18 protein-coding genes are annotated in these 19,952 nt (G+C 37.3%); 1 reads left to right on the top strand and 17 read right to left on the bottom strand.

The genetic code is table 11. From position 1 onward, the window contains the following. Positions 1-60: 60 nt before the first annotated feature. The gene (locus H3T55_RS16705) at positions 61-1,404 is read right to left on the bottom strand and encodes an FAD-dependent oxidoreductase (protein ID WP_225533550.1); all 1,344 of its coding nucleotides are present in this window, start codon (positions 1,402-1,404) and stop codon (positions 61-63) included. 189 nt (positions 1,405-1,593) lie between these two features. On the opposite strand from H3T55_RS16705, the gene H3T55_RS04665 reads away from it, so the two are divergent. Next, positions 1,594-3,075 (top strand): helix-turn-helix domain-containing protein, encoded by a 1,482-nt coding sequence (locus H3T55_RS04665; protein ID WP_225533549.1) that lies wholly within the window; start codon positions 1,594-1,596, stop codon positions 3,073-3,075. Between the two features lie 218 nt (positions 3,076-3,293). Here the strand turns inward: H3T55_RS04665 and lepB are convergent, their stop codons facing one another. From lepB to H3T55_RS04585, 16 genes are all read right to left on the bottom strand, one after another. Next, positions 3,294-4,151 carry a signal peptidase I gene (lepB, locus tag H3T55_RS04660; RefSeq protein ID WP_225533548.1) on the bottom strand — a complete coding sequence of 286 codons (858 nt, stop codon included), beginning with the start codon at positions 4,149-4,151 and terminating at the stop codon, positions 3,294-3,296. 168 nt (positions 4,152-4,319) lie between these two features. Then, positions 4,320-4,730 (bottom strand): LysM peptidoglycan-binding domain-containing protein, encoded by a 411-nt coding sequence (locus H3T55_RS04655; RefSeq protein WP_225533547.1) that lies wholly within the window; start codon positions 4,728-4,730, stop codon positions 4,320-4,322. A 31-nt stretch (positions 4,731-4,761) separates the two neighbouring features. Further along, positions 4,762-6,117, bottom strand: coding sequence for a hypothetical protein (locus H3T55_RS04650; RefSeq protein WP_225533546.1), 1,356 nt, complete (start codon positions 6,115-6,117; stop codon positions 4,762-4,764). Positions 6,118-6,150: 33 nt separating this feature from the next. Further along, positions 6,151-6,852 (bottom strand): hypothetical protein, encoded by a 702-nt coding sequence (locus H3T55_RS04645; RefSeq protein ID WP_225533545.1) that lies wholly within the window; start codon positions 6,850-6,852, stop codon positions 6,151-6,153. Positions 6,853-7,257: 405 nt separating this feature from the next. Further along, the gene (locus H3T55_RS04640) at positions 7,258-7,635 is read right to left on the bottom strand and encodes a type II toxin-antitoxin system PemK/MazF family toxin (protein WP_087640866.1); all 378 of its coding nucleotides are present in this window, start codon (positions 7,633-7,635) and stop codon (positions 7,258-7,260) included. A gap of 15 nt (positions 7,636-7,650) precedes the next feature. Beyond that, positions 7,651-8,769 carry an alanine racemase gene (gene alr, locus H3T55_RS04635; protein WP_225533544.1) on the bottom strand — a complete coding sequence of 373 codons (1,119 nt, stop codon included), beginning with the start codon at positions 8,767-8,769 and terminating at the stop codon, positions 7,651-7,653. A 100-nt stretch (positions 8,770-8,869) separates the two neighbouring features. Continuing rightward, complete coding sequence (gene acpS / locus H3T55_RS04630) at positions 8,870-9,223, bottom strand: holo-ACP synthase (RefSeq protein WP_087640864.1); 354 nt, start codon at positions 9,221-9,223, stop codon at positions 8,870-8,872. A 192-nt stretch (positions 9,224-9,415) separates the two neighbouring features. Next, the gene (gene cshA / locus H3T55_RS04625; RefSeq protein ID WP_225533543.1) at positions 9,416-10,957 is read right to left on the bottom strand and encodes a degradosome RNA helicase CshA; all 1,542 of its coding nucleotides are present in this window, start codon (positions 10,955-10,957) and stop codon (positions 9,416-9,418) included. A 330-nt stretch (positions 10,958-11,287) separates the two neighbouring features. Continuing rightward, a complete protein-coding gene (locus H3T55_RS04620) occupies positions 11,288-12,655 on the bottom strand; it encodes a UDP-N-acetylmuramoyl-tripeptide--D-alanyl-D-alanine ligase (RefSeq protein WP_225533542.1) in 1,368 nt (455 codons plus the stop codon). 88 nt (positions 12,656-12,743) lie between these two features. Continuing rightward, positions 12,744-13,820 (bottom strand): D-alanine--D-alanine ligase, encoded by a 1,077-nt coding sequence (locus H3T55_RS04615; RefSeq protein WP_087640861.1) that lies wholly within the window; start codon positions 13,818-13,820, stop codon positions 12,744-12,746. A 156-nt stretch (positions 13,821-13,976) separates the two neighbouring features. Then, positions 13,977-14,423: a YaiI/YqxD family protein gene (locus H3T55_RS04610; protein WP_087640860.1), complete on the bottom strand. Its 447-nt coding sequence runs from the start codon at positions 14,421-14,423 to the stop codon at positions 13,977-13,979. Positions 14,424-14,441: 18 nt separating this feature from the next. Continuing rightward, entirely contained in the window at positions 14,442-15,452 is a 1,011-nt protein-coding gene (locus tag H3T55_RS04605) for a hypothetical protein (protein WP_087640859.1), read from the bottom strand. Between the two features lie 278 nt (positions 15,453-15,730). Next, complete coding sequence (locus tag H3T55_RS04600; protein ID WP_225533541.1) at positions 15,731-16,741, bottom strand: sugar kinase; 1,011 nt, start codon at positions 16,739-16,741, stop codon at positions 15,731-15,733. A gap of 242 nt (positions 16,742-16,983) precedes the next feature. Then, on the bottom strand, positions 16,984-17,727 hold the full coding sequence (dagF, locus tag H3T55_RS04595; RefSeq protein WP_225533540.1) for a 2-dehydro-3-deoxy-phosphogluconate aldolase: 744 nt from the start codon (positions 17,725-17,727) through the stop codon (positions 16,984-16,986). A gap of 28 nt (positions 17,728-17,755) precedes the next feature. Continuing rightward, positions 17,756-18,850: a DgaE family pyridoxal phosphate-dependent ammonia lyase gene (locus tag H3T55_RS04590; RefSeq protein WP_225533539.1), complete on the bottom strand. Its 1,095-nt coding sequence runs from the start codon at positions 18,848-18,850 to the stop codon at positions 17,756-17,758. Next, entirely contained in the window at positions 18,840-19,949 is a 1,110-nt protein-coding gene (locus tag H3T55_RS04585; protein WP_225533538.1) for an amidohydrolase/deacetylase family metallohydrolase, read from the bottom strand. The genes H3T55_RS04590 and H3T55_RS04585 overlap by 11 nt, the downstream gene beginning before the upstream one ends. Between the last annotated feature and the right edge of the window lie 3 nt (positions 19,950-19,952).

Genomic DNA, 19,952 nt, shown 5'->3' with positions numbered 1-19,952 from the left:
AACAAAAAAGATTTTCCTGCCGTTTTATGCGATAAATGACTGTTTTATTTACTATAGAAATTAGACTCCATATTTTTTGATCAAAAATTCATACGCTGCCTGACCGATAAATCCTAGAGGTTGATTGATCGCTGGATTGAAATAAAAGTCCATAGTGACTAATTCTTCCAATGTCGTCTCTTTGTCGATTGCCAAAGATAAGGTATTGATCGACTGTGTAATATCTTTTTCAGACATCAATTGTCCTCCGATCAATTTGTGCGTACTTTTCTCAATGACCAACTTCACGTGAACCTCTTCTTGAATTTCAAGATAAGGCATCTGACAAGGCAATGTCACAAAAATGCTTTCAGCTTCGATTCCTTCAAAAACTGCTTCGTCTTCAGTCAGACCAGTACTAGCAATGTAACACCCGAAAATTTTAGTTGCTGTGGTTCTTTGTGTCATATTGTAGTTCATCGTATGTCCTAACACATTCATCGCAGCGACGATCGCACTCCTTACAACATTATTCACTAAGGGAATAAATGATTTGCGGTAACTGTTTCTCACAGGATACGAGGTGACATCTCCGACCGCATAAATATCCGGATCACTAGTCTGCATCTGCTCATTTACTCGAACTGTACCGTTGGTATTTAAATCTAAAAAATCTTTGACCAGCGTTGTATCAGGTCGGGCATTCACTGCAACGATCACATAGTTATTACGTATCTCTTTATTTGTTGTGTGTGTCACGAATAACTCTTTGTCTGTATCAGAAAAACCAAGAACACTTTCATTTAAATGCAAGTTAATACCTGAATCAATGATCTTTTTTTCAATAATAGATGAAATTTCTTTCCCAAGATAACGAAAAAGGACAGAATCTGCGCTCTCGATCAAATGGATCTCTTTCCCTTGATCTTTTAACGCATCACACAACTCTACACCAATGTAGCCGCCGCCAACGATCGAGATAGATTGTGCTTTTTCTAAGTTTGCTAATGCGTTCACTGAACTTGGATAACTTTTATACATAGTGACCTTGTCCTCACTAGGCAATGTTAGGTTTGTCGAAAATTGATTTGAACCTGTCGCCAGAATCAATTTATCGTAGCTCAATTCACTTTTTTGTCCATCTTGGCTTTCAAAAATGACTGTTTTTCTTTCAGGATCTAGCGCTGTTACAGCGGTATTAAGAAAAATATTGATTCCTTTTTCTTCTAATTCCTCTGAAGTAAGATATCTAACTTGGTCCAGTTCATCGACCATGCCATTCATTTTTAAAATGATCCCACTTGAAATAAAGCTAATCTCAGTTCTTTTTTCTATCAAAAGAACTTCAGTACTAGGATCTAATCTTTTTAGTGCCAATGCTGCCTGAAGTCCGCCATGGGAAGCTCCAATAATTACTACTTTCACTAAAGCTCTTCTCCTTTCAATCACTTGTAACTATAATAATTGCATAAATATCAAAAAAAAAGAAGATCACGCTTCATTATATACAAAATTTTAGTTTTTTTAAATAATAATAAGTGATAAATTTCTTTTTATAAGTTGCGTATTGCCATTTTCATGTGAATCAAGTATCCTTAAAGTGAGGTGTCTATTATGCTAAAACGAGATTTTTTAGAAAAGCCTTTTGATTATATGAATGATATATTATTATTTTTATATAACAATCAAGGTGTTGCAACAAAAAACGAGCTAGTAAATGAATTTCAAATTAGCTTACCAACATTAAATGAATATCTTTCTTTCCTGCAAAGTTTTCTCGAAGAGAATAAAATAGATGATCAAGTGGAAATAACCTTACAAGGGGAAAATATTTCTTTAAAAAAACAAGCTACTTTTCCATTAAAGAAAGTTGTTGTTCTTTTTTTAGAAAAATCTATTAAATTTCAAATGATCAATCGATTATTCAATAAAGGTGAACTAACTTGTGACTATTTCCAGTTGAATTATGCGATCAGTTCCGCTACGTATTATCGGAAAATCACTGAGCTTAATGAGCTTTTAAAAGAATTCCGACTGCAAATCAAGCGTGGAAAATTGATTGGAGAAGAAAAACAAATTCGCTATTTCTTCTTTAACTTCTTTTGGTTTCTTTTTGAGGACAAATCCAGTTTAGAAAAAGAAACAGCAAATCAATATCTTGGCTTTGTCGATATTTTGAAAGAAGCCCTTAATTTGACGTTTGATCCAACTGAAGTGCTACAAATCAAGCTGTGGATGAAAATTTCTTTCCGCAGACTGACAACTGAGTACAATCCAGTTATTAGTCCGAACTATGATTATCCAGATCGGCCTCTATTTGAAGAAATCAACCTTTCCTTACATACATATATGAAAAAAATCGATCGTCCATATACTATCTATGAAGCATACATGTTCTATGACTTCTTTTGTTCCATGAATAACTTTTCTCCAAACTCTTCTTTTGCTTTTCGATTAGCAGAAAAACAGCGCAGAGAAAGTTCTTACTTGAACTACATGAATAAGGTGATTTTAAAATATTTAAAGCAACAAGGTTATTTATCCAGCTATGCGTCGTCTGCACGTTTGTTATATATTGAAAACTTATTGTTTCAACTGCACTCACAACTTTACTATTTTGATGGTTTCATTTTGCCATTCGATAGTTGGACGATCAAATCGATCGTCAATGCTCATCGGCATCCGTTTTCCGGCAATGAAGTCTTTGAACTGATGGATATTGCTACAAAGAAGTTCGATCAGGATGGTGAAAAAGGTAGTTACAAAAATAAATTTACTGAAATTCATTACACGATCATTTTAAATCATATCGCTGAATTGAATGAAGAAAAAATAGCAATAGGCGTATACCACTCATTGAATCCTTCGATAGGTGAATTGGTTATTCAGCATCTGACTAACGTCTTAGGCCACAAATATCCAATCAAAGCAGAAGCATTTAAAGAGGAAAGCCATTATGACATACTGCTTTCTAATATATATACCGAAGTAATCGCTGAAAAGCAGGAACTTGTCTATATTTTTTCAGATATCGGCAATAGTTATGATATGACAGAAATCGAAAAGCTAATTCTTAAACTGATCGATACGCGCTGATCGTTTACTTTATACACTACTCAATAGAAATTATAACAGAGAACGAAGTCTTCGTGTTCTCTGTTTTCTTGTCGGGTACTAAATTAAATGAGAATATCTGATATCGATAAAAAAAATCCAATTACTTTTCGTTTTAAATAACATTTTTTTAAATTTACAAAAGTGTAAAAATAAAAAAAGAACGGTAGACTTTAGTAGATCAAGTCTATCGTTCTTTTTTATTTTATCCAGCCGATATTGTTAAAGGGTGAAAATCTAAAAGAAACGACTCCTTCGATCGCGTTTCCATCAACTAGACCAAACGCTCGACTATCACTAGAATTGTTTCGATTATCACCTAAAACAAAATAGTGACCTGTCGGAATTTTGTTTAATTGAGACATTTGCTCTAAACTTTCATCTGAAATATTGACTTTGATCGTTCCATCCGGTAATTCACTGGCAGCAGACATTTCAGATTCTTTTGGTAACGTCTCTGCCTGATGGTTGATAAATAAGTCATTGCCTTCTGTCCAAACTAGATCTCCTGGCATTCCAATTACTCGTTTGACATACTGAAATTCACTTTTCACAGGTGGTTTGAAGGTGATGATCTCATATCTTTCTGGGATTTTGGTGCGACGAACGATCACACGATCTTTATCCATCAAGGTTGGTTTCATCGAATCACCGTCCACCATATGCGGGGATGTATTCAATATAAAAAAGAATACAAGTACTGCCACAAGTACGACAGGCAGCATAAATTTAATGATTTCGATTATATTCTCTTTTCTTTTTTTCTTTCTTCTTTTTTCGATTTCTTCTTTTGTTAATTTACGTTTTTTTCTTTTTTTGATTGGCGGTGCCACTATTTCAGTTGGATCACTTTGTCTTATTTTAGTATCTACAGCTTCTTTTTTTGGTTCCATTCTTGACTTTGTCTGTGGTTGTGGGCGCTTCTTTTTTTGCTTAGATCGTTCTCTTGATTTATCGTCATTGTATTTACGGCGATTATTAGCCGGTCTTTTCTCTTTATTCATTTTTTGTTTTAATTGTTTTTTCAATCGACGAATGCGTCTTTTCAATTTGTTCATGATTCACCTCAATCGATACCGATTATACTCTTTACTAAGAATAACAGACTGTTGTCTATTTTTCCATATAAACCCAACTAACATTCCTTCATTCATTTTCGATGATCAAAAGTGGTAAAAAAATGGATGGAACAAAATGCTAAAAAGCTTTGCCCCATCCATAACATATTATCTACCGAATACTAATTCCTGACCTTCAATCAGGATACTGCTGCTAAGTTGATTTTCATTCATTAATGTTTGGATTGATAGACCTGAATCCTGAGCAATTTCCCACAGTGTCTGTCCACGTTTGACGACATATACTTCCGAATCCTGTACTTCACTAGCAGCAGTAGATTCTGCTGGAGGTTCCGTCGATACGGCAGTAGGCGTCGGCGCTTCTACTTTCGTTTCTGATGAAGCTGTCTCTGGAACAGAAGCAGGCGTTACAGGCTGGCTATCTGCAGTAACTGGTGTACTTCCTCCTGGTGAGGCGCCTAAAATCAATGAACTAGATAAGAAGTAAATTGCAGTACTAAACAATAATGCTGAAAAAACCAACAGCAGTCGATAATTTTTAGTGTTATGTTTTTTCATATTGCTCTTCCCCTCACTTCATCTATATAGATTAGTTATTCGCTTTATCTAAACGTGATAATTTACTTAGACGTTCTTCTAATTCACGATAGATCGTCATCACTTCATTCTTAGACTCTTCTACTTCATTTGAAATGTTCTTCGCACGGTTACCAATGTTCAGCATTTCTAATTCAGCAGAATTGATCATGTGTTTTGCTTCAACTTGTGCTTCATTGATGATTCTATTAGCTTCTTTCTTCGCAGAAACCATTACTTCACCGATTTCTTGTTGTGATTTCAAGGCTTCTTCTTGAAGTGATTGGTTTTTCAATAATAGATCATTGATTTGTTGTTTTGCTTGTAATAGCTCTGCAAGCTGATCACCTTTTACTTCGCCTGTTGCAGACATACTACGCATTGCTTCTAGTTCTGCGTTTAATGTATCCAGTTCTTCTTCTTTTTCTTTGTAGTTACTTCTTAAAGTAGCTAACTCTGATTCAAATACATTCTTCTGGATAGAATATTTATCGTTCAATCCTTGGATTTGTCCTAGAGTTGCTTCTAATTCACTTTTATCTTTCAAGACTGTTTCTAATTCTTTTTTCAGCTCTTCAACACGGCTGTTATCAACAGAAGAATCATTCGTTACTGCTAAAGAAACTTCTTTGTCTTTCAACTCTTGATTTTCTTGTTGTAAACGACGCATTTCTTCTTGAAGATCAGCAAGTTTTTGTGTCAATTCTTGATTTTCTTTATCAGTAGTTTGAAGTTTTTCATTCAATGATTCTAATTCCATCTTCACCGTCTCCAATGCTTCTTGTTTTTCTCCGATTGTTCCTCGGGCAGCTAATTCTGTTTGTAATTGTTTGATTTCTTGTTCTTTTTCAATGATTTGTGTTTCTAATTCTGTTTCTTTTTCAAGTAATGCTGATTCCAGTTGAACGATACGTTCCTGACCTTTAGCATTCTCATCTTTCAGTTCACTGATCTGTGCGTTTAAACGGGCAATTTCTTCAGCCCCGTCAGATGCTTCATTTACATCTTCTAATTCCAAAAGTTCTGTTTCTTTTTGATTCAGCTGTGTTGCCAGTTCGTCATTTTGCTCTCTTAGCGTTTCTAACTCACTTTGACTAGTTTCAACTTTATGCACTAGTTGTTTGTTTTGTTGAGACAAGCGGAAGTTTTCTTCTTTGCTTTGTTCAAACTCATCTTCCTGCATTCTGTATTCTTCGATCAGCTCTCTCAAGCGCGTGATTTCTTGCTCTTGCTCAGTTATCAGACTGCTGTTTGCTGTCGTCCTAACTGTTGCTGGTTGCTGCTCTGGTTCCGAATTAAAGTCTACATCTTGTGCTAACTCTTCTTCAGAAACCTCATTGATTTTTTTTATTAAACGTCTTTTTGCCATGCGTGTACACCCCGTCTTTTATTTCTCTTACTCTTACTTGTCTAATGCGACTTTTTCTAAATTGTCTTCTTTCGTATTTCTTGAATAAACAATAGATTGTTTTGATAGCTTGCTTGATTTGTCTCGATATGTAAAGGTGAAATCAATCATTGTGATCTCTTTTATCGGCTGTAATTCTTTGATAAAAGTTTCAACATTTTTCTCAGCCGTTTGGAAATCACTATAAGTTAGTACTGTTGAAAAAACTGCAATAGTCATTGTTTCTGTTTTTTGGCTAATCATGATCGCTACATTTGATTCTCCGAAAAAGGGTTGCCATTCTCTCATAAATTGAAGTTCATAGTTGTCTAATGTTTTTGCATCACGACTCTCTATGACTTTTTTCCAAGAAAACTCACCTAATTTCAGCGTATTTTCTTTATAGTTTTCGATCCCAGTGCCAGAAGTTCCACCTCTGGCATCTGAAATTTCTTCTATCTTAAATTCTAAGTCCTTATTATCTTTTCTCAAAGTATTTTGATTATACAAGATACCTAACAAGATTAAACAAAAAATAATTGCTGCGATCATTAAAAATAATAGTGACCGATTATTTTCCTGATGCTTATAAAAATTTATCTTGCGTTTCATTTTTGGACTATCAGAATCTAAACTTTCCAACTGGAAGCGTACATACAACTGATAACTGAAAAAAAGAAACAATAGTACTGTTAACACAAACATAAAAATCGTCATCAAATATAAACTCCTTCTATTCCTTAATAAAAAAACACTATATTTATCTATTTTTTTGAAAGTTACCCACTTTCTACCCAATTATACATAGTTTATTGTAACATTACGTCGCGTTATTGCCAACTTTTTTTTATAAACTCTGACAATTGTCAATAAAACAAGAACTTATCTAGAAAATTTTAGTGTTTTTTTATTAATTTAACAAAAGAAAAGCACTTGATTGGCTTCAAATGCTCTTTCTTCTTTCATTTTATTAATATTTTTGTTTACTATTGTGGATGAGCTTAAAATAACAGCTTGTTCTAATGAGTTTGACCTACGCTTTCTCCGGTGGCTCATCTAAGTATCTACTTTCAACAAATGTGACTTTTGTTTTATGTTTTCCTTTGAGAATGTCTGACATGCTCAGCGATATGTACCAAGATTTTCTTCTAGTTCTTCTTCATGAATTCCTACACTAACGCCCAATGCACGGTCAACAGAGTTCATGACTTCGATGCCTAAATGGCAAACTTTTTCTTTTAAACGTATTTTATCGATCGTACGTATTTGTTCCAATAAAATGACAGAATCTCTTTCAATTCCGGTTTCCTCAGAATTGATCCCTATATGTGTTGGTAATTTCGGCTTCGCCATTTTTGCCGTGATTGCTGCGACAATGATGGTCGGACTAAAATGATTACCTAAATTATTTTGTATGACTAGTACTGGACGTACTCCCCCTTGTTCTGATCCTACTACAGGGGATAAGTCTGCAAAATATATGTCACCCCTTTTGACCATTTGAAACCTCCTATTCTATTTGTACTCTCTTGGCAAGCGCTCAGAAAAAGTACATGCAACTTCATAATGGATCGTTTCTAATTTATCAGCCACCATCTGCATAGTGATCTCTTTCCCATGATCGTGCCCGATCAATGTCACTGTTGTTCCAACTGCAACTTGATTTGGTAATCTGATCATACATTGATCCATACAAATTCTACCAACGATTTCACACGCTTCTCCTTCTACCAGTACTGAAAAGCCTGTTAAATGTCTCAACCAGCCATCTGCATAACCGATGGGGATCGTTCCGATCCATTCATTTTCAGTCGTGGTATACGTATTGCCATATCCAATGCCTTCTCCTGCTGGAAGTTCCTTGACCTGTATCAGCTCTGATATTAAGGATAATGCTGGTTTTAGTGGATAAACCTCTGTCAATTCATGACCAGAAGGATTTAATCCATATAGTCCAATCCCAAAACGAATCATGTTCCCTGTATGCTCAGGATGCCAAAATGCTGTAGCGCTATTGCTAGTATGAACATATCTTGGTAATTCATCTAAAACAGCTAGAACTTCTTTAAATCGCTGCTCCTGCTTTTGAAAGTAGCCAGTATCTTTCTCATCAGCTGTTGAAAAATGGGTAAATAACCCTTCCCACAGCATTCTCTTTTCAGACTTCACCACAGTTACTGCTTTTTGAACCATTTCTGGTGAAGTAAACCCTATACGTCCCATTCCCGTATCTACTTTTATATGTATTTTCAATGGTGTTTTTGCTTGCAGATGAATCAACTGCTCTTTCGCCTGCTCTAACCATTCTTGGGTTGCCGCAGTAACAGAGAGGTCATGCTTTAGCAGCAAGTCTATGTAAGAAGTATCTACAACTCCTAAAATAAGGATCGGTTCTGTAATACCAGCTTCACGTAATTCGATTGCTTCGTCTAAAACAGCTACGCAAAATCCTGTCGCGCCACCTTCAATAGCAGCTTTTGCTGTCTGGATCGCACCATGACCATATCCATTTGCTTTTACAACAGCGAATAATTCTGTGCTGCTGGGCATTCGCTTGATTTCATTACGAACATTTTGCTTTATTGCTTGTGTGTCAATCACTAACTTGGTTGGACGATGCCATCCTACAACCATATGTATCCTTCTTTCTTTTATAGTCGAACAAAAAATAAAACAATGACGTTTTTATTTTCTTCTTTGTTAAGGCTATTTATTCAGTGGATGCTAAAAATATTTAGCTGGATTCTAATATTATCTGTGCCACTGCGCTAGTTTCCGTATGTGAAATAGATACAAATACCTGCCCATCATGTGGCGACTTCGTCACTTTAGGGGCGCCATTTTTTTCTTTCAAGATTTCGATATCTTGTAATCCAACTGCTCCAATGCCAGTCCCCCAAGCTTTGGAGAATGCTTCTTTACAAGCAAAACGACCCGCTAAAAATTCAACTTGGCGCTTATGAGGCAGTTCTTCAAAAAGAGCTTGTTCATTTTCAGTTAAAACTCTGTTCACAAAAGAAGACTTGCGTGTAATAATTTTTTCGATTCTTGAAAGTTCCACCATATCTATACCAATTCCTTTGATCATTCTTTCAAGCCCTCTTTTTATAATTTATAAATCACTCTTATTCTATCAAATTTTAGCAATTTTTCCACACAATAATTGAAAAATTAATAAAAAGATGCAACAAAGCTTAAACGCCTTGCTGCACCTGAACGAAATTTATTAAATGATTAAATAGAAATGGTTTATTTCTATTTTTCAGCTTTCGTAGTTTTATTATTTTGAATTGTCTCTAATAACAAAGCTGCGTTTTTTATCATTATGTCTTTTGGCTGAACGGTTATCTTTATTTTTGTTGTAACCACCGTGATTACTGTTACCGCCGCCAGTACCTTTATTGTTTTTGTTGCCACCGCGATATCCGCCATTTTTGTTGCGGTTGCGATTATTACCGCCACCACCGCCACGGTTGTTTTTATTGAAGCCTTTTTTAGTTGAAGGTAATGGGCGCTCTGGTGTGATTTTTACTGGTACAGCATCAGATGGGTCTTTAGAAATTGTTTTTAGTAATAATGCTGCTAAGTCCTCAGCAGAATATTTTTCTAAAAGATTTGCAGCTGATGGTAAATAATTTTCCAAGCCGTTTTCTTCTAGTTTTTCTTCAACAGTCTCGATCGCAGCACCTAGTTGCCCTTTGAAAGCTTCTTTTTCACTTGGCGGACGTAATGGTGTCATACGTTTTTTCGTTAAATCCTCAATGACATGTAAGTAGCCCATTTCGTTTGGTGTAACGAAAGTAACAGACATACCGCCTTTACCAGCACGACCTGTACGGCCGATACGGTGAACATAGCTTTCAGGATCTTGCGGAATATCGTAGTTATAAACATGAGTCACACCAGAAATATCTAGGCCTCGAGCAGCCACATCTGTCGCAACTAGGATATCTAAACTACCATTTTTAAATGAACGCAATACGCTCATACGTTTTTGTTGAGACAAATCGCCATGAATACCTTCTGCTTTATAACCACGCGCCTCAAGCCCACGTGCCAATTCATCTACACGACGTTTTGTACGACCAAAAACAATTGTCAATTCTGGTGTTTGTACATCTAGTAAACGAGTCATGATATCAAATTTTTCAAAATCTTTTGAGCGTACATAGTATTGATCGATCAAATCAGCAGTCATTTCTTTTGCTTTGATTTTTACGTGCTCAGGTTGTTTCATGAATTTAACGCCGATATTTTTGATTGCAGGCGGCATTGTTGCTGAAAATAGCAGTGTTTGACGCTCAGATGGAATTTTAGAAATGATTTTTTCAATGTCTTCTAAAAAGCCCATGTTTAACATTTCATCTGCTTCATCTAAAACAAGTGTTTCAATTGTTTCTAATTTTAAGGTACGACGATTGATATGATCCAATAAACGTCCTGGTGTTCCGACAACGATATGCGGATTATCTTTCAGTCCACGAATTTGACGACCGATATCTGCTCCGCCGTAAACTGCCTGAACACGAATTTTTTTATCGCGACCTAAACGGAAAAGTTCTTCCTGTGTTTGAATTGCTAACTCACGTGTAGGAGCGATTACGATTCCTTGTAATACGCGGTTTGATGTATCTATTTTTTGCAGCATCGGTAAACCAAAAGCAGCTGTCTTACCTGTTCCTGTTTGCGCTTGTCCAATAACGTCTTTTCCTTCGATTGCTAATGGGATCGTTTCTTCCTGGATGGGTGTTGCTTCTTCAAATCCTGAACGCTCGATTGCTGACAATAATTCTGGTGCTAAGCCTAGTTCTCTAAATTTCAAATGAGATCCTCCTAATAAATGTTTGTTTCAGAAGAAATACTTCTTCCTTTGTTACAGGTGATTTGACTTTCACTGATGGGAAAATGTTCCTCCGCTTTGTAGACCTTCAACATAGGTCTATTTTATTTTCTGATCAGCGTTACCGAAAAATCCACCTTATGAAGCCAATGGCACTAGAAAAGCCAAACGACGTCGTTCAGCTTTTTTAATCTTTATTATAAATAGAATTCCTTCTTATATAGAAGCGTATTCCATTACTTTACTTCGATCTTTCGGCAATAGGTTATTTTAGCATAGTTTTGCGTTTTCAGCAAGTTTTATGAAAGCTTGCTAACTTTTCATCAATTGTTCCACAACTTCATTTAAGCCCATACCATTACTTCCTTTTAAGACAACCATATCTTCAGCTTTTAGGATCGATTGCAGTGTATCGATCAAGCTGTCTTTTTCTTCCTTAGAAAAGTAATAGACTTTATTTTCAGGATAGTTTTTCTTCAACGCATTGTACAATGCCTTCATTTCAGTCCCATAAAGTAAAACTTCAGCAATTTCATTTGGATTTAAATGTTCACTGACAGAAGCATGCATCGCAGCGGAATCAGGACCTAATTCCAGCATATCTCCCAGAACTGCTACACGTTTTCCAGAAGTCGCCATTTGGCTGAAGCTATCTAAAACTAAATTCATCGCAGTTGGATTCGCGTTATAAACATCACTCAATATTTCAACAGATTGTTGATTTTTCAACCATTCTGTTCGATTTTTCGTTAGCTTGAAGTTTGCTAAACCTGCTTGGATTTTTTCTTCTGCAAGACCGAACCACTGACCAATACTAATCGCGATCAGAGCGTTCCCAATATTATATTTACCTGGAACAGGTATCGTAAATAATGTATCGGAGCCTTTTATTTTAAATGTGCTTTGTTCTTTTTGTTCCGTGACGATTTCAGCCTGACAGTCGGCATCATGCCAACCAAAGGTCTTGATCGTCTGAGGCAATCCATTGATCAAAGGTAACAATAACGGCTCTTCAGCTGGTATCAACAATAAACCTGATTTATTTAAGCCTACAGTGATTTCCATTTTTGCTTGGGCAATTCCAGCTCTTGAACCTAGATTCTCGATATGAGCTTCACCGATCATTGTGATCGCAGCAACTTCCGGCTGAGCTAATGTTGAGAGAAAATCAATTTCATGTGCATGATCCATACCCATTTCTAAAATCAGTTTTTCTGTTTCATCGGGCATATGTAAAATAGTATAAGGCAGACCGATGTCATTATTATAATTCCCCTGTGTTTTATACGTCTTGAATTGCTGAGATAAAACAGCTTCTGTCATATCTTTTGTCGTTGTCTTTCCATTGCTTCCAGTCACTGCAATTACTGTTGGTGTCATCTTCTTTAAGTAGTAAACAGCCAGATCCTGCATTGCCTTTAGCGTATCAGAAACCTTAAGAAAAGGTAAATCAACAGGTACATCATCTGCTCTACTCCAAAAAGCAGCCCCTGCTCCTTTTTCTACGGCACTTGAGATAAATGAGTGTCCATCATTCGCTCCTTTTAAAGGAACAAATAAATTCCCCGCTGTAATCAAACGACTATCAAATTCAAGTCCTGTCAATTCAAAATCTGCCCATTGCTTCCAATCATTTTCTGCCTTGACAGCTTCTGCTGCCTCCCAAAAAGTTAGTTTCATTGATTTTTTTCCTTCCTGCAATTGCTTTCTTCACTATAAAAGGGCTGAGATAAGACGTCCAACGTTTTACCCCCTCCCTTTAAAGTTATTATCTTTCGTAAAAGCTTTGTCTTTGCTTAAAGCGGTTCAAAGCTAACTGGATCAATTCTTCGATCAGATCGCTATATTTCAAGCCCATATTCTCCCACAATAGCGGGTACATGCTAAATTCTGTGAATCCCGGCATTGTATTCAACTCATTCAAAAAGAGTTCATTTTTACTAGTCAAAAAGAAATCACATCGGCTTAAGCCGCTGCCGTCTAAGATCGTATAGGCCTTTTTAGCAAATTCCTGTGCTTTTTGATGAACTTCTTCTGGGACTTCTGCTGGAATCTGCATAGTGATTTGATTGTCGATATATTTTGAATTATAGTCATAAAAATCAACATCTTTCACGATTTCTCCCGGCAAGGTCGTCCGCACATCTTCATTTCCTAAAATCGCTACTTCGATTTCACGCGCTTCGATCCCTTGCTCAACGATCGCCCTAGAGTCATAGCGGTATGCTTCTTCCAAAGCATTTTGCAGTTCTTCACGATTTTCAGCTTTACTGATCCCTACACTTGATCCCATATTTGCCGGCTTCACAAAAACAGGATAAATCAATGAGCCTTCACATTGCTCAAAAACTTTTTTAGGATTTTCTTTCCAATTACTTTTCAATACTGGTACAAAAGGAACTTGTGGAATTCCAGCTGTTTGCAGTAGATATTTGGTCATGATCTTATCCATTGCATTAGCACTAGCCAAAACACCAGCGCCGACATACGGCATTCCTATCGTCTCTAAAAAGCCTTGGATAGTTCCGTCTTCGCCATTCGGTCCATGAAGTACCGGGAAAACGATCGTATCTTCTTCTTTGATTTCGCAAGGCAGGATAACTTTCCCTGTGAACTCTCCCCATTTGTCTACTTCGCCACTGTCCGACCAAGTTAATTTCAAGACTTCTTCACTCTCTGGCTTTTCTGAAAGTAATGGTCCTTTGACCCACTCACCCGCTTTACTAATATAAACCAGTTGAACTTGATAGTAATTATAATAAATCGCATTTAAAACAGAATAGGCAGATAATATCGAAACATCGTGCTCTTCACTTCTCCCACCATATAGCAAAGTAATCTTCAAATGCTCTTCCTCCTAAAATTCTTCATATATTCATAGATTTAAAAAAACAGGCAAAACTGCTCTTTCATATTTTAGCATAAAACCCGCAACCCGAATAGAAACAAATAGCGAAATAAATAAAAATAAGACATTTTTTCTCAATGCCTTATTCATTCCTTAAACAACTTCTTCAAGCAATGTGATCAATTTTTGTCTAAATGCGTCTCGATCTATTTGAGTAAATGGTTTTGGTCCTTTCGTACGCCCGCCGCTTTTACGAACCTTTGCACTAAAGTAACGCTGCTCCAACAGCCCATCGATCGTCTCTGCTGTATATTCAGTGCCTCTTTGATGTAACACACGCACGCCTTTAGGTAAAACCAATGAAGCCAAACCATAATCTTGTGTCACTAATATATCTCCAGATTTGATCAATTGCACGATTTTGTAATCTGCTGCATCTGCTCCTTTATCAACGTATGTAAAAGAAACATTTTTTGGATATTCTTTTAATGAATAATGATCGATACTTGTCACGATCACAACCTCGATCTCATACATCTGCGCAACTGAAATGGCTGTATCTTTCACTGGTGAGCCATCACCATCAATAAAAATTTTCATGGACTTTCCTTCTTTTCATTAATTCAAATACCAGCTTGGATGACGTTTTAAGAAAGTAGCAACTTCAGCAAAAACAGCTTCTTTAACGATTTTATATAGTTCAGGGTTTCTGATTTTTTTCTTGACTGCCCCTGTATATCTTGGACGCTTCAAGCGAATCGATAATACTATATCAAAACGTTCAGGAAAATTTTCTGCGGTCAAATACTGCAGACGATTTGTTTCCTTCAAAAACTGATTAACTGCATCTACTGTTCCATCGATAAATCCATCTAAATGAGTCCCGCCGTCCGCAGGAAAATGGCCATTGACAAAGCTATCTTTGATACTTGTTGACCCATTTTTTGAAATGACTGCCTGAATCGTTACACCTTCACTGACTGTATTGATCGAAAGAGGTGTACTGCCTCGTGTGATACTGTCATCCTTTTGAAAAATATATTCTTCAAGACCTTTTTTATAGTGGAAATAATTTTTCTGTTTCTTCCCGTCTGTCAGAGAAATCGTCAAGCCGCTGTTTAGCATCGCTAACTCTTGACAGCGATTAAATAAAATAAAATAAGATAATTGCTTATCGCCGAAAAAAGTTTCCGCAGGGGTAAACGCCAGCTCGATCCGCTGTCCCTCATCCTCAGAAGGAATCAATGCTTTTTTGCTCAGTTCACCATTTTGATAGATCTGGATCGTACGCTTCCCTAATTTTTCCACACCAAACCCCAACTGCTCGGATAAGGCATTTACTACGGATAAAAATAGATAAGGCGGTGTATATTGTTCTTCCGGCTGTTTATTTAAAAGTAAGCCTTTCTTGCTGAAAAAAGAAAAGATAAATTGTTTTTCTGATAATTCAATAGATAGTTCAGCCTGCTGTATATCTACGGCTAACTGCAATAGATGATCTAAAACCTGCAGTACCATACTTTCCAAACCAGTTGGACCAATTCCGCCAATGTACATACCTGGTCGTTTGCGAATACTATCTTTTAAAACATCATCGTTCAGAGCTTTCCAAATATTTTCATCGGTCATATCGATCTCCTCCTGTAGCCAGTTTTATTTTCATACGAACATGTCACATCTCAACAGCACTCGCCTCCTAAGCATAACAATTTATCTGTTATCCGTAAATGGTTTCGCTATATTACTTTAGAGACTTATCATTTCTATCTTATTATAATGAAAAAAAGACTAGATTAAAAGAGCACCGTTCAGAACGAAATATCCGTTTTGAATGGTGCTCTAAAAATTTAATAAGTAGGAATGCAGTCCATTACAAGAAAGGCTTCCTCTTATCCTTAAATACTTCACTAACGAATCAGATCGATCGTTGGATGCTCCATGATATGTTTTACTTGTTTTCGTGTGGTTAATGGTACATCTCCTTGAATCGTATGAGCTAAAACACCATTCACTGTCGCAAACGCCACACTTTCCTCTAAAGACCAATTTTCAACAACACCAAGCAAAATGCCGGCTGCATAACCGTCTCCAGCACCAATTCGATCTAAATTGATGATTTCTCTTGGTTTTGCTTGAACAATGGTTTCAGAGTCAGCTAAAAATCCTGACAAATAATGTTTGTCTCCTTCACTTTGGCGGAAAGTTCCAGCAAAATGAGCAATGCCGTATTTAGCCATAAATTCATGAACGATCACTTCAAACTGTTGTGAAGGTGCTAGAGACTCCGTCAATTCCATTCCTAACAAATCGGTCAAATCACGTTGACTGCCGAAAACTAGATCACAATAAGGTAAAATTTTCTCATATTGTTCCCGCATAAATAAAACCCCATGCTCTTCATTCAAGCTAGGACGGAAGTTAAAATCAAAACAGACTTTTACTCCTTTTTCATGAGCCTTTTTAGCTAAATCAAAAGCTGCATTACGGGTTTCATCCGTCAAACTCAAGGCAATCCCACAAATATGCACTAAATCAATTTCTTCTAGAAACGAAGCAAAATCATAAGCCTCCGCATCACTTTTTCCAAACGAGCTGCTCCGCCGATTCTGATAAGTTACTTGTGTCGGTCTTATACCGAAGCCCATCTCTGCAAAATAAGAACCAATATGATCGCCAAAGCTACCCACCCAGTGATCTTGAATCCCTAGTTGACGAATACTTGCTTTAGCCGCATCACCTAAACGATTGTCTGGCAGATTTGTGATCAAACTTGTTTGACAGCCAAAATGAGCTAAATTACTTAGAATATTGACACCTGTACCAGTAAAATCCAGACGTAACTCTTTTGTTTGTTCCAACATTAAATATTCGGGCGGTGTTAAACGCATCATCACTTCACCAAAAGCCGCTATTTTCATTCTGTTTTTGCCTACTTTCCAGCGTTATGAACTAAGACAGCACTCAATTTGAATCTCATCGTATGCCAAACTAAATGTTCAACATACGAAGATAAGATAAAAGTGCTTCACTCCGAGAAATAAGGAGGAGCTGTTTTTATTCACCGTTTATTTGGGTTTAAAGAGCGAATCAAAACTGATTTTTAGTTTTGACCCGCTCTCTTTCCATTTTACGATCAGTGTCGAACAAGTTCATTGCGCGTTTATTTTTTCAACGTATTTTTCATCATGCTTAGTAAGGTCTTCACATCTTCTGGTTTAGTGTCGCCCGTTTCTTTATCGATGATCGAGCTGTAAACGTGTGGAATAATTTTCTTCACACCTGCATCAACTGCGATCTGAACGATTTCTTCAAAGTTTTCTAAATCGATCCCGCCTGTAGGCTCTAAGTAAAAATCATATTTTGCACAGGCTTCTGCTACGGCTTTGTATTCTTCGATGTGTGCTAAACCTTTCATTGGGAAATATTTGATCGAGCTGCCGCCCATATCTTGAAGTAATTTGATCGCTGTTTCGATCGGTACTTCTCCTGCTGGTGCTTGTGAGCTTAGCGGACCTGTTGCGATATTCACGATCCCAACTTTCCCTGTTGGAGATACTAAACCATTGACGATCGTGTCATTTTGACCTAGTAAAGCACGAGAAGTGCCTACTCCTGTAAAAACTTGGTTGACATGCTGTGGTTGTAATTCTGCTGAGATTCGGCTGACCATTTGGCTTTGATTTGGATCTCCTGCACCTAGACCAACGGATAAAGCGTTGTTTGTTTCAGCTGCATATTTTTTCATATCTTCGATCGCAGCTTCATCTGTCGGATAGTTTTTAGATAATACACCTAAGATCACGTGGCCGTCTGCAGCTTCATAGCACGCTTTGGCGTTTTCTACTGAGTTGGCTAATACATTCAAACAAATACGGTCTTCTAAATAATTTGGGGTTAATGACATGTTTAATTCTCTCCTCTATATAAGTGATTTAGTTCATGATCTCTGTTAAACGAGTCACGATTTTGTTCATTTCTGTTTCGTTGACCGAACGAATATCGAATTCGATGATCCCATTGTTGGCTTGATATTCTCGGGTATAAATAGCGGGACTTTCCGCTTTTAACGCTTGGATGACTTCTTTTGCTGATTTAGCACCTGTCACTTTGATGCTTGCTCTGTAAATATCACGTCCTGCACCGTCTTGAACGATACTTGCTTTGATATGATCTATTTGGTTCAAGGCTTCAATGAAAGGCGTTAGTCGGGCTTGCATCGACTCACCGGATTCACTGCCGTTTTTCACGTAATCTTCTACAGCTTGAGTGAAACCTAAGATATTGTCCTTACCGATCTTCATAGCACGACCAATGCCTTTGCCTTGCAGCCGCAGCCAGTCGATGTAGTCTTTTTTACCGATCACTAGACCAGCACTTGGTCCTTCAATGGCTTTAGCTCCGCTGTAGATCACTAGATCAGAGCCAGCTTCGATATACTTGAACAAGTCTTCCTCCGCCGCTGCATCAACGATCAACGGCAGTTTGTGTTTTTGTGCGACTGTTGCTGCTTCTTTTACGCTTAGCATACTTTTTTGGACAGTGTGATGACTTTTAATGTATAAAATCGCCGCTGTCTGCTCCGTGATCATCATTTCAATATGCTCTGGTGTACACATATTGGCATAGCCAGCTTCGACCACATGACCGCCGCCTTGTTCCACCATCACTTCGACAGGCGTACCATAATCGACATTATGTCCTTTAGGTAAAATGATTTCCCGTTTGGCCACTTTATCGGTATAAGGATGATACGCATGATACACAGAGCCTTCACCGATCAGCGCCGCCACACTTTGTGCGATTCCTGCAGAAGCAGAAGAAACGACCTGCGCATCTTCCACCTTCAATAGCTTAGCCAGATAAGCTCCTGTCTGGATACTCAGCTCACTCATTTCAAAAAAGTGTTCTCCACCGAAGCGTTGAGCAGCTAAGACATTTTCGGAAACTTTTGACACACCCAGAATAGTCATTTTTCCGGATGCATTGATGACTTCTTTTAGATTGAATTTTTCATAGCTAATTGTCATAAACGGTGCCTCCAATGATTGTTTTTACTGGTGTGATCAATTCTTTTGCTTCTCGTATGAAACCATTTGAATCAGTCAATATTTTTTGTCCTTCTTCAATCGTGAAAATCGTGATATCACCATCGTAGCCTTCTTTTAGATGACCTTTTGTATCAAAATGAAAATTTTTAGCTGGTACATCTGTGACTTTTTCAATGATCTCCGGCCACTCATAGCCTACAACACGTAATTTTTCCATCGTTGTAGCTAAATCATAGACAGGCCCATTTTCACGGTTACGAATATAAATATCAGTACTGATCGAAGATGCCTTCATCCCCTCTTTTAGCGCAGTTTCTGCTACATGGAAATTAAAGCTGTCTGTACCGTGACCAATATCAAAAACAACCCCTTTATCATAAGCAGCCCATGCAAAATCTTTGATCTTATCACTTTCTTTGTCCAAAATGCCGTTTGGTTTGCCATTAAAGCAGTGAGTCAAGACATCCCCTTTAGTCATATGTGCTAAAATTTCATCTAATTCAGGCGGAGCAGAGCCAATATGCACCATCAACGGTAGACCATTATTCTCTTTTTGAATTTTTTTAGCCATCTCCAAAGGTGTGATCCCATTTTCACCAATCACAGTTTTACTCATTCTTGCTTTGATCCCTACCACAAAATCTGGTAATTCTGTCAGTGCCTTATGAACCAGTTCTTCTTTCACTTTGCTTAAATCAGCTAATTCATCTTGCTCAACAATACCCCATTTTGAGATGTTGACCAAGGCATAGACATTGGTTTTCGCTTGTTTGGCAAGGTCATAAAACTCATGAATATTTTCAGCGCCTGTCGTTCCGGCATCAATAACTGTCGTTACGCCTTTTTTCACACCGATTTCATCCGGGAAATCATAGTACAAGGTCATTTTTTCAAAGCAATGAACATGATCATCGATCCAGCCTGCAGATACATATGTTTGTCCGTCCAGTGCAATCTGTTCTTTACTGTCTGCTTCGATCTTTTCCGACACTTTTACTATTTTCCCGTCACTGATAGCTATTTCTATCGGATCACCATTGATCGTCAAGCCGTTTTTTATGATTAAGTCGTAACTCATTTT

The sequence above is a fragment of the Enterococcus sp. S22(2020) genome, from assembly GCF_020295385.1.
GTDB lineage: Bacteria > Bacillota > Bacilli > Lactobacillales > Enterococcaceae > Enterococcus_L > Enterococcus_L dunnyi.
This window is presented reverse-complemented; position numbering and strand designations above follow the sequence as displayed.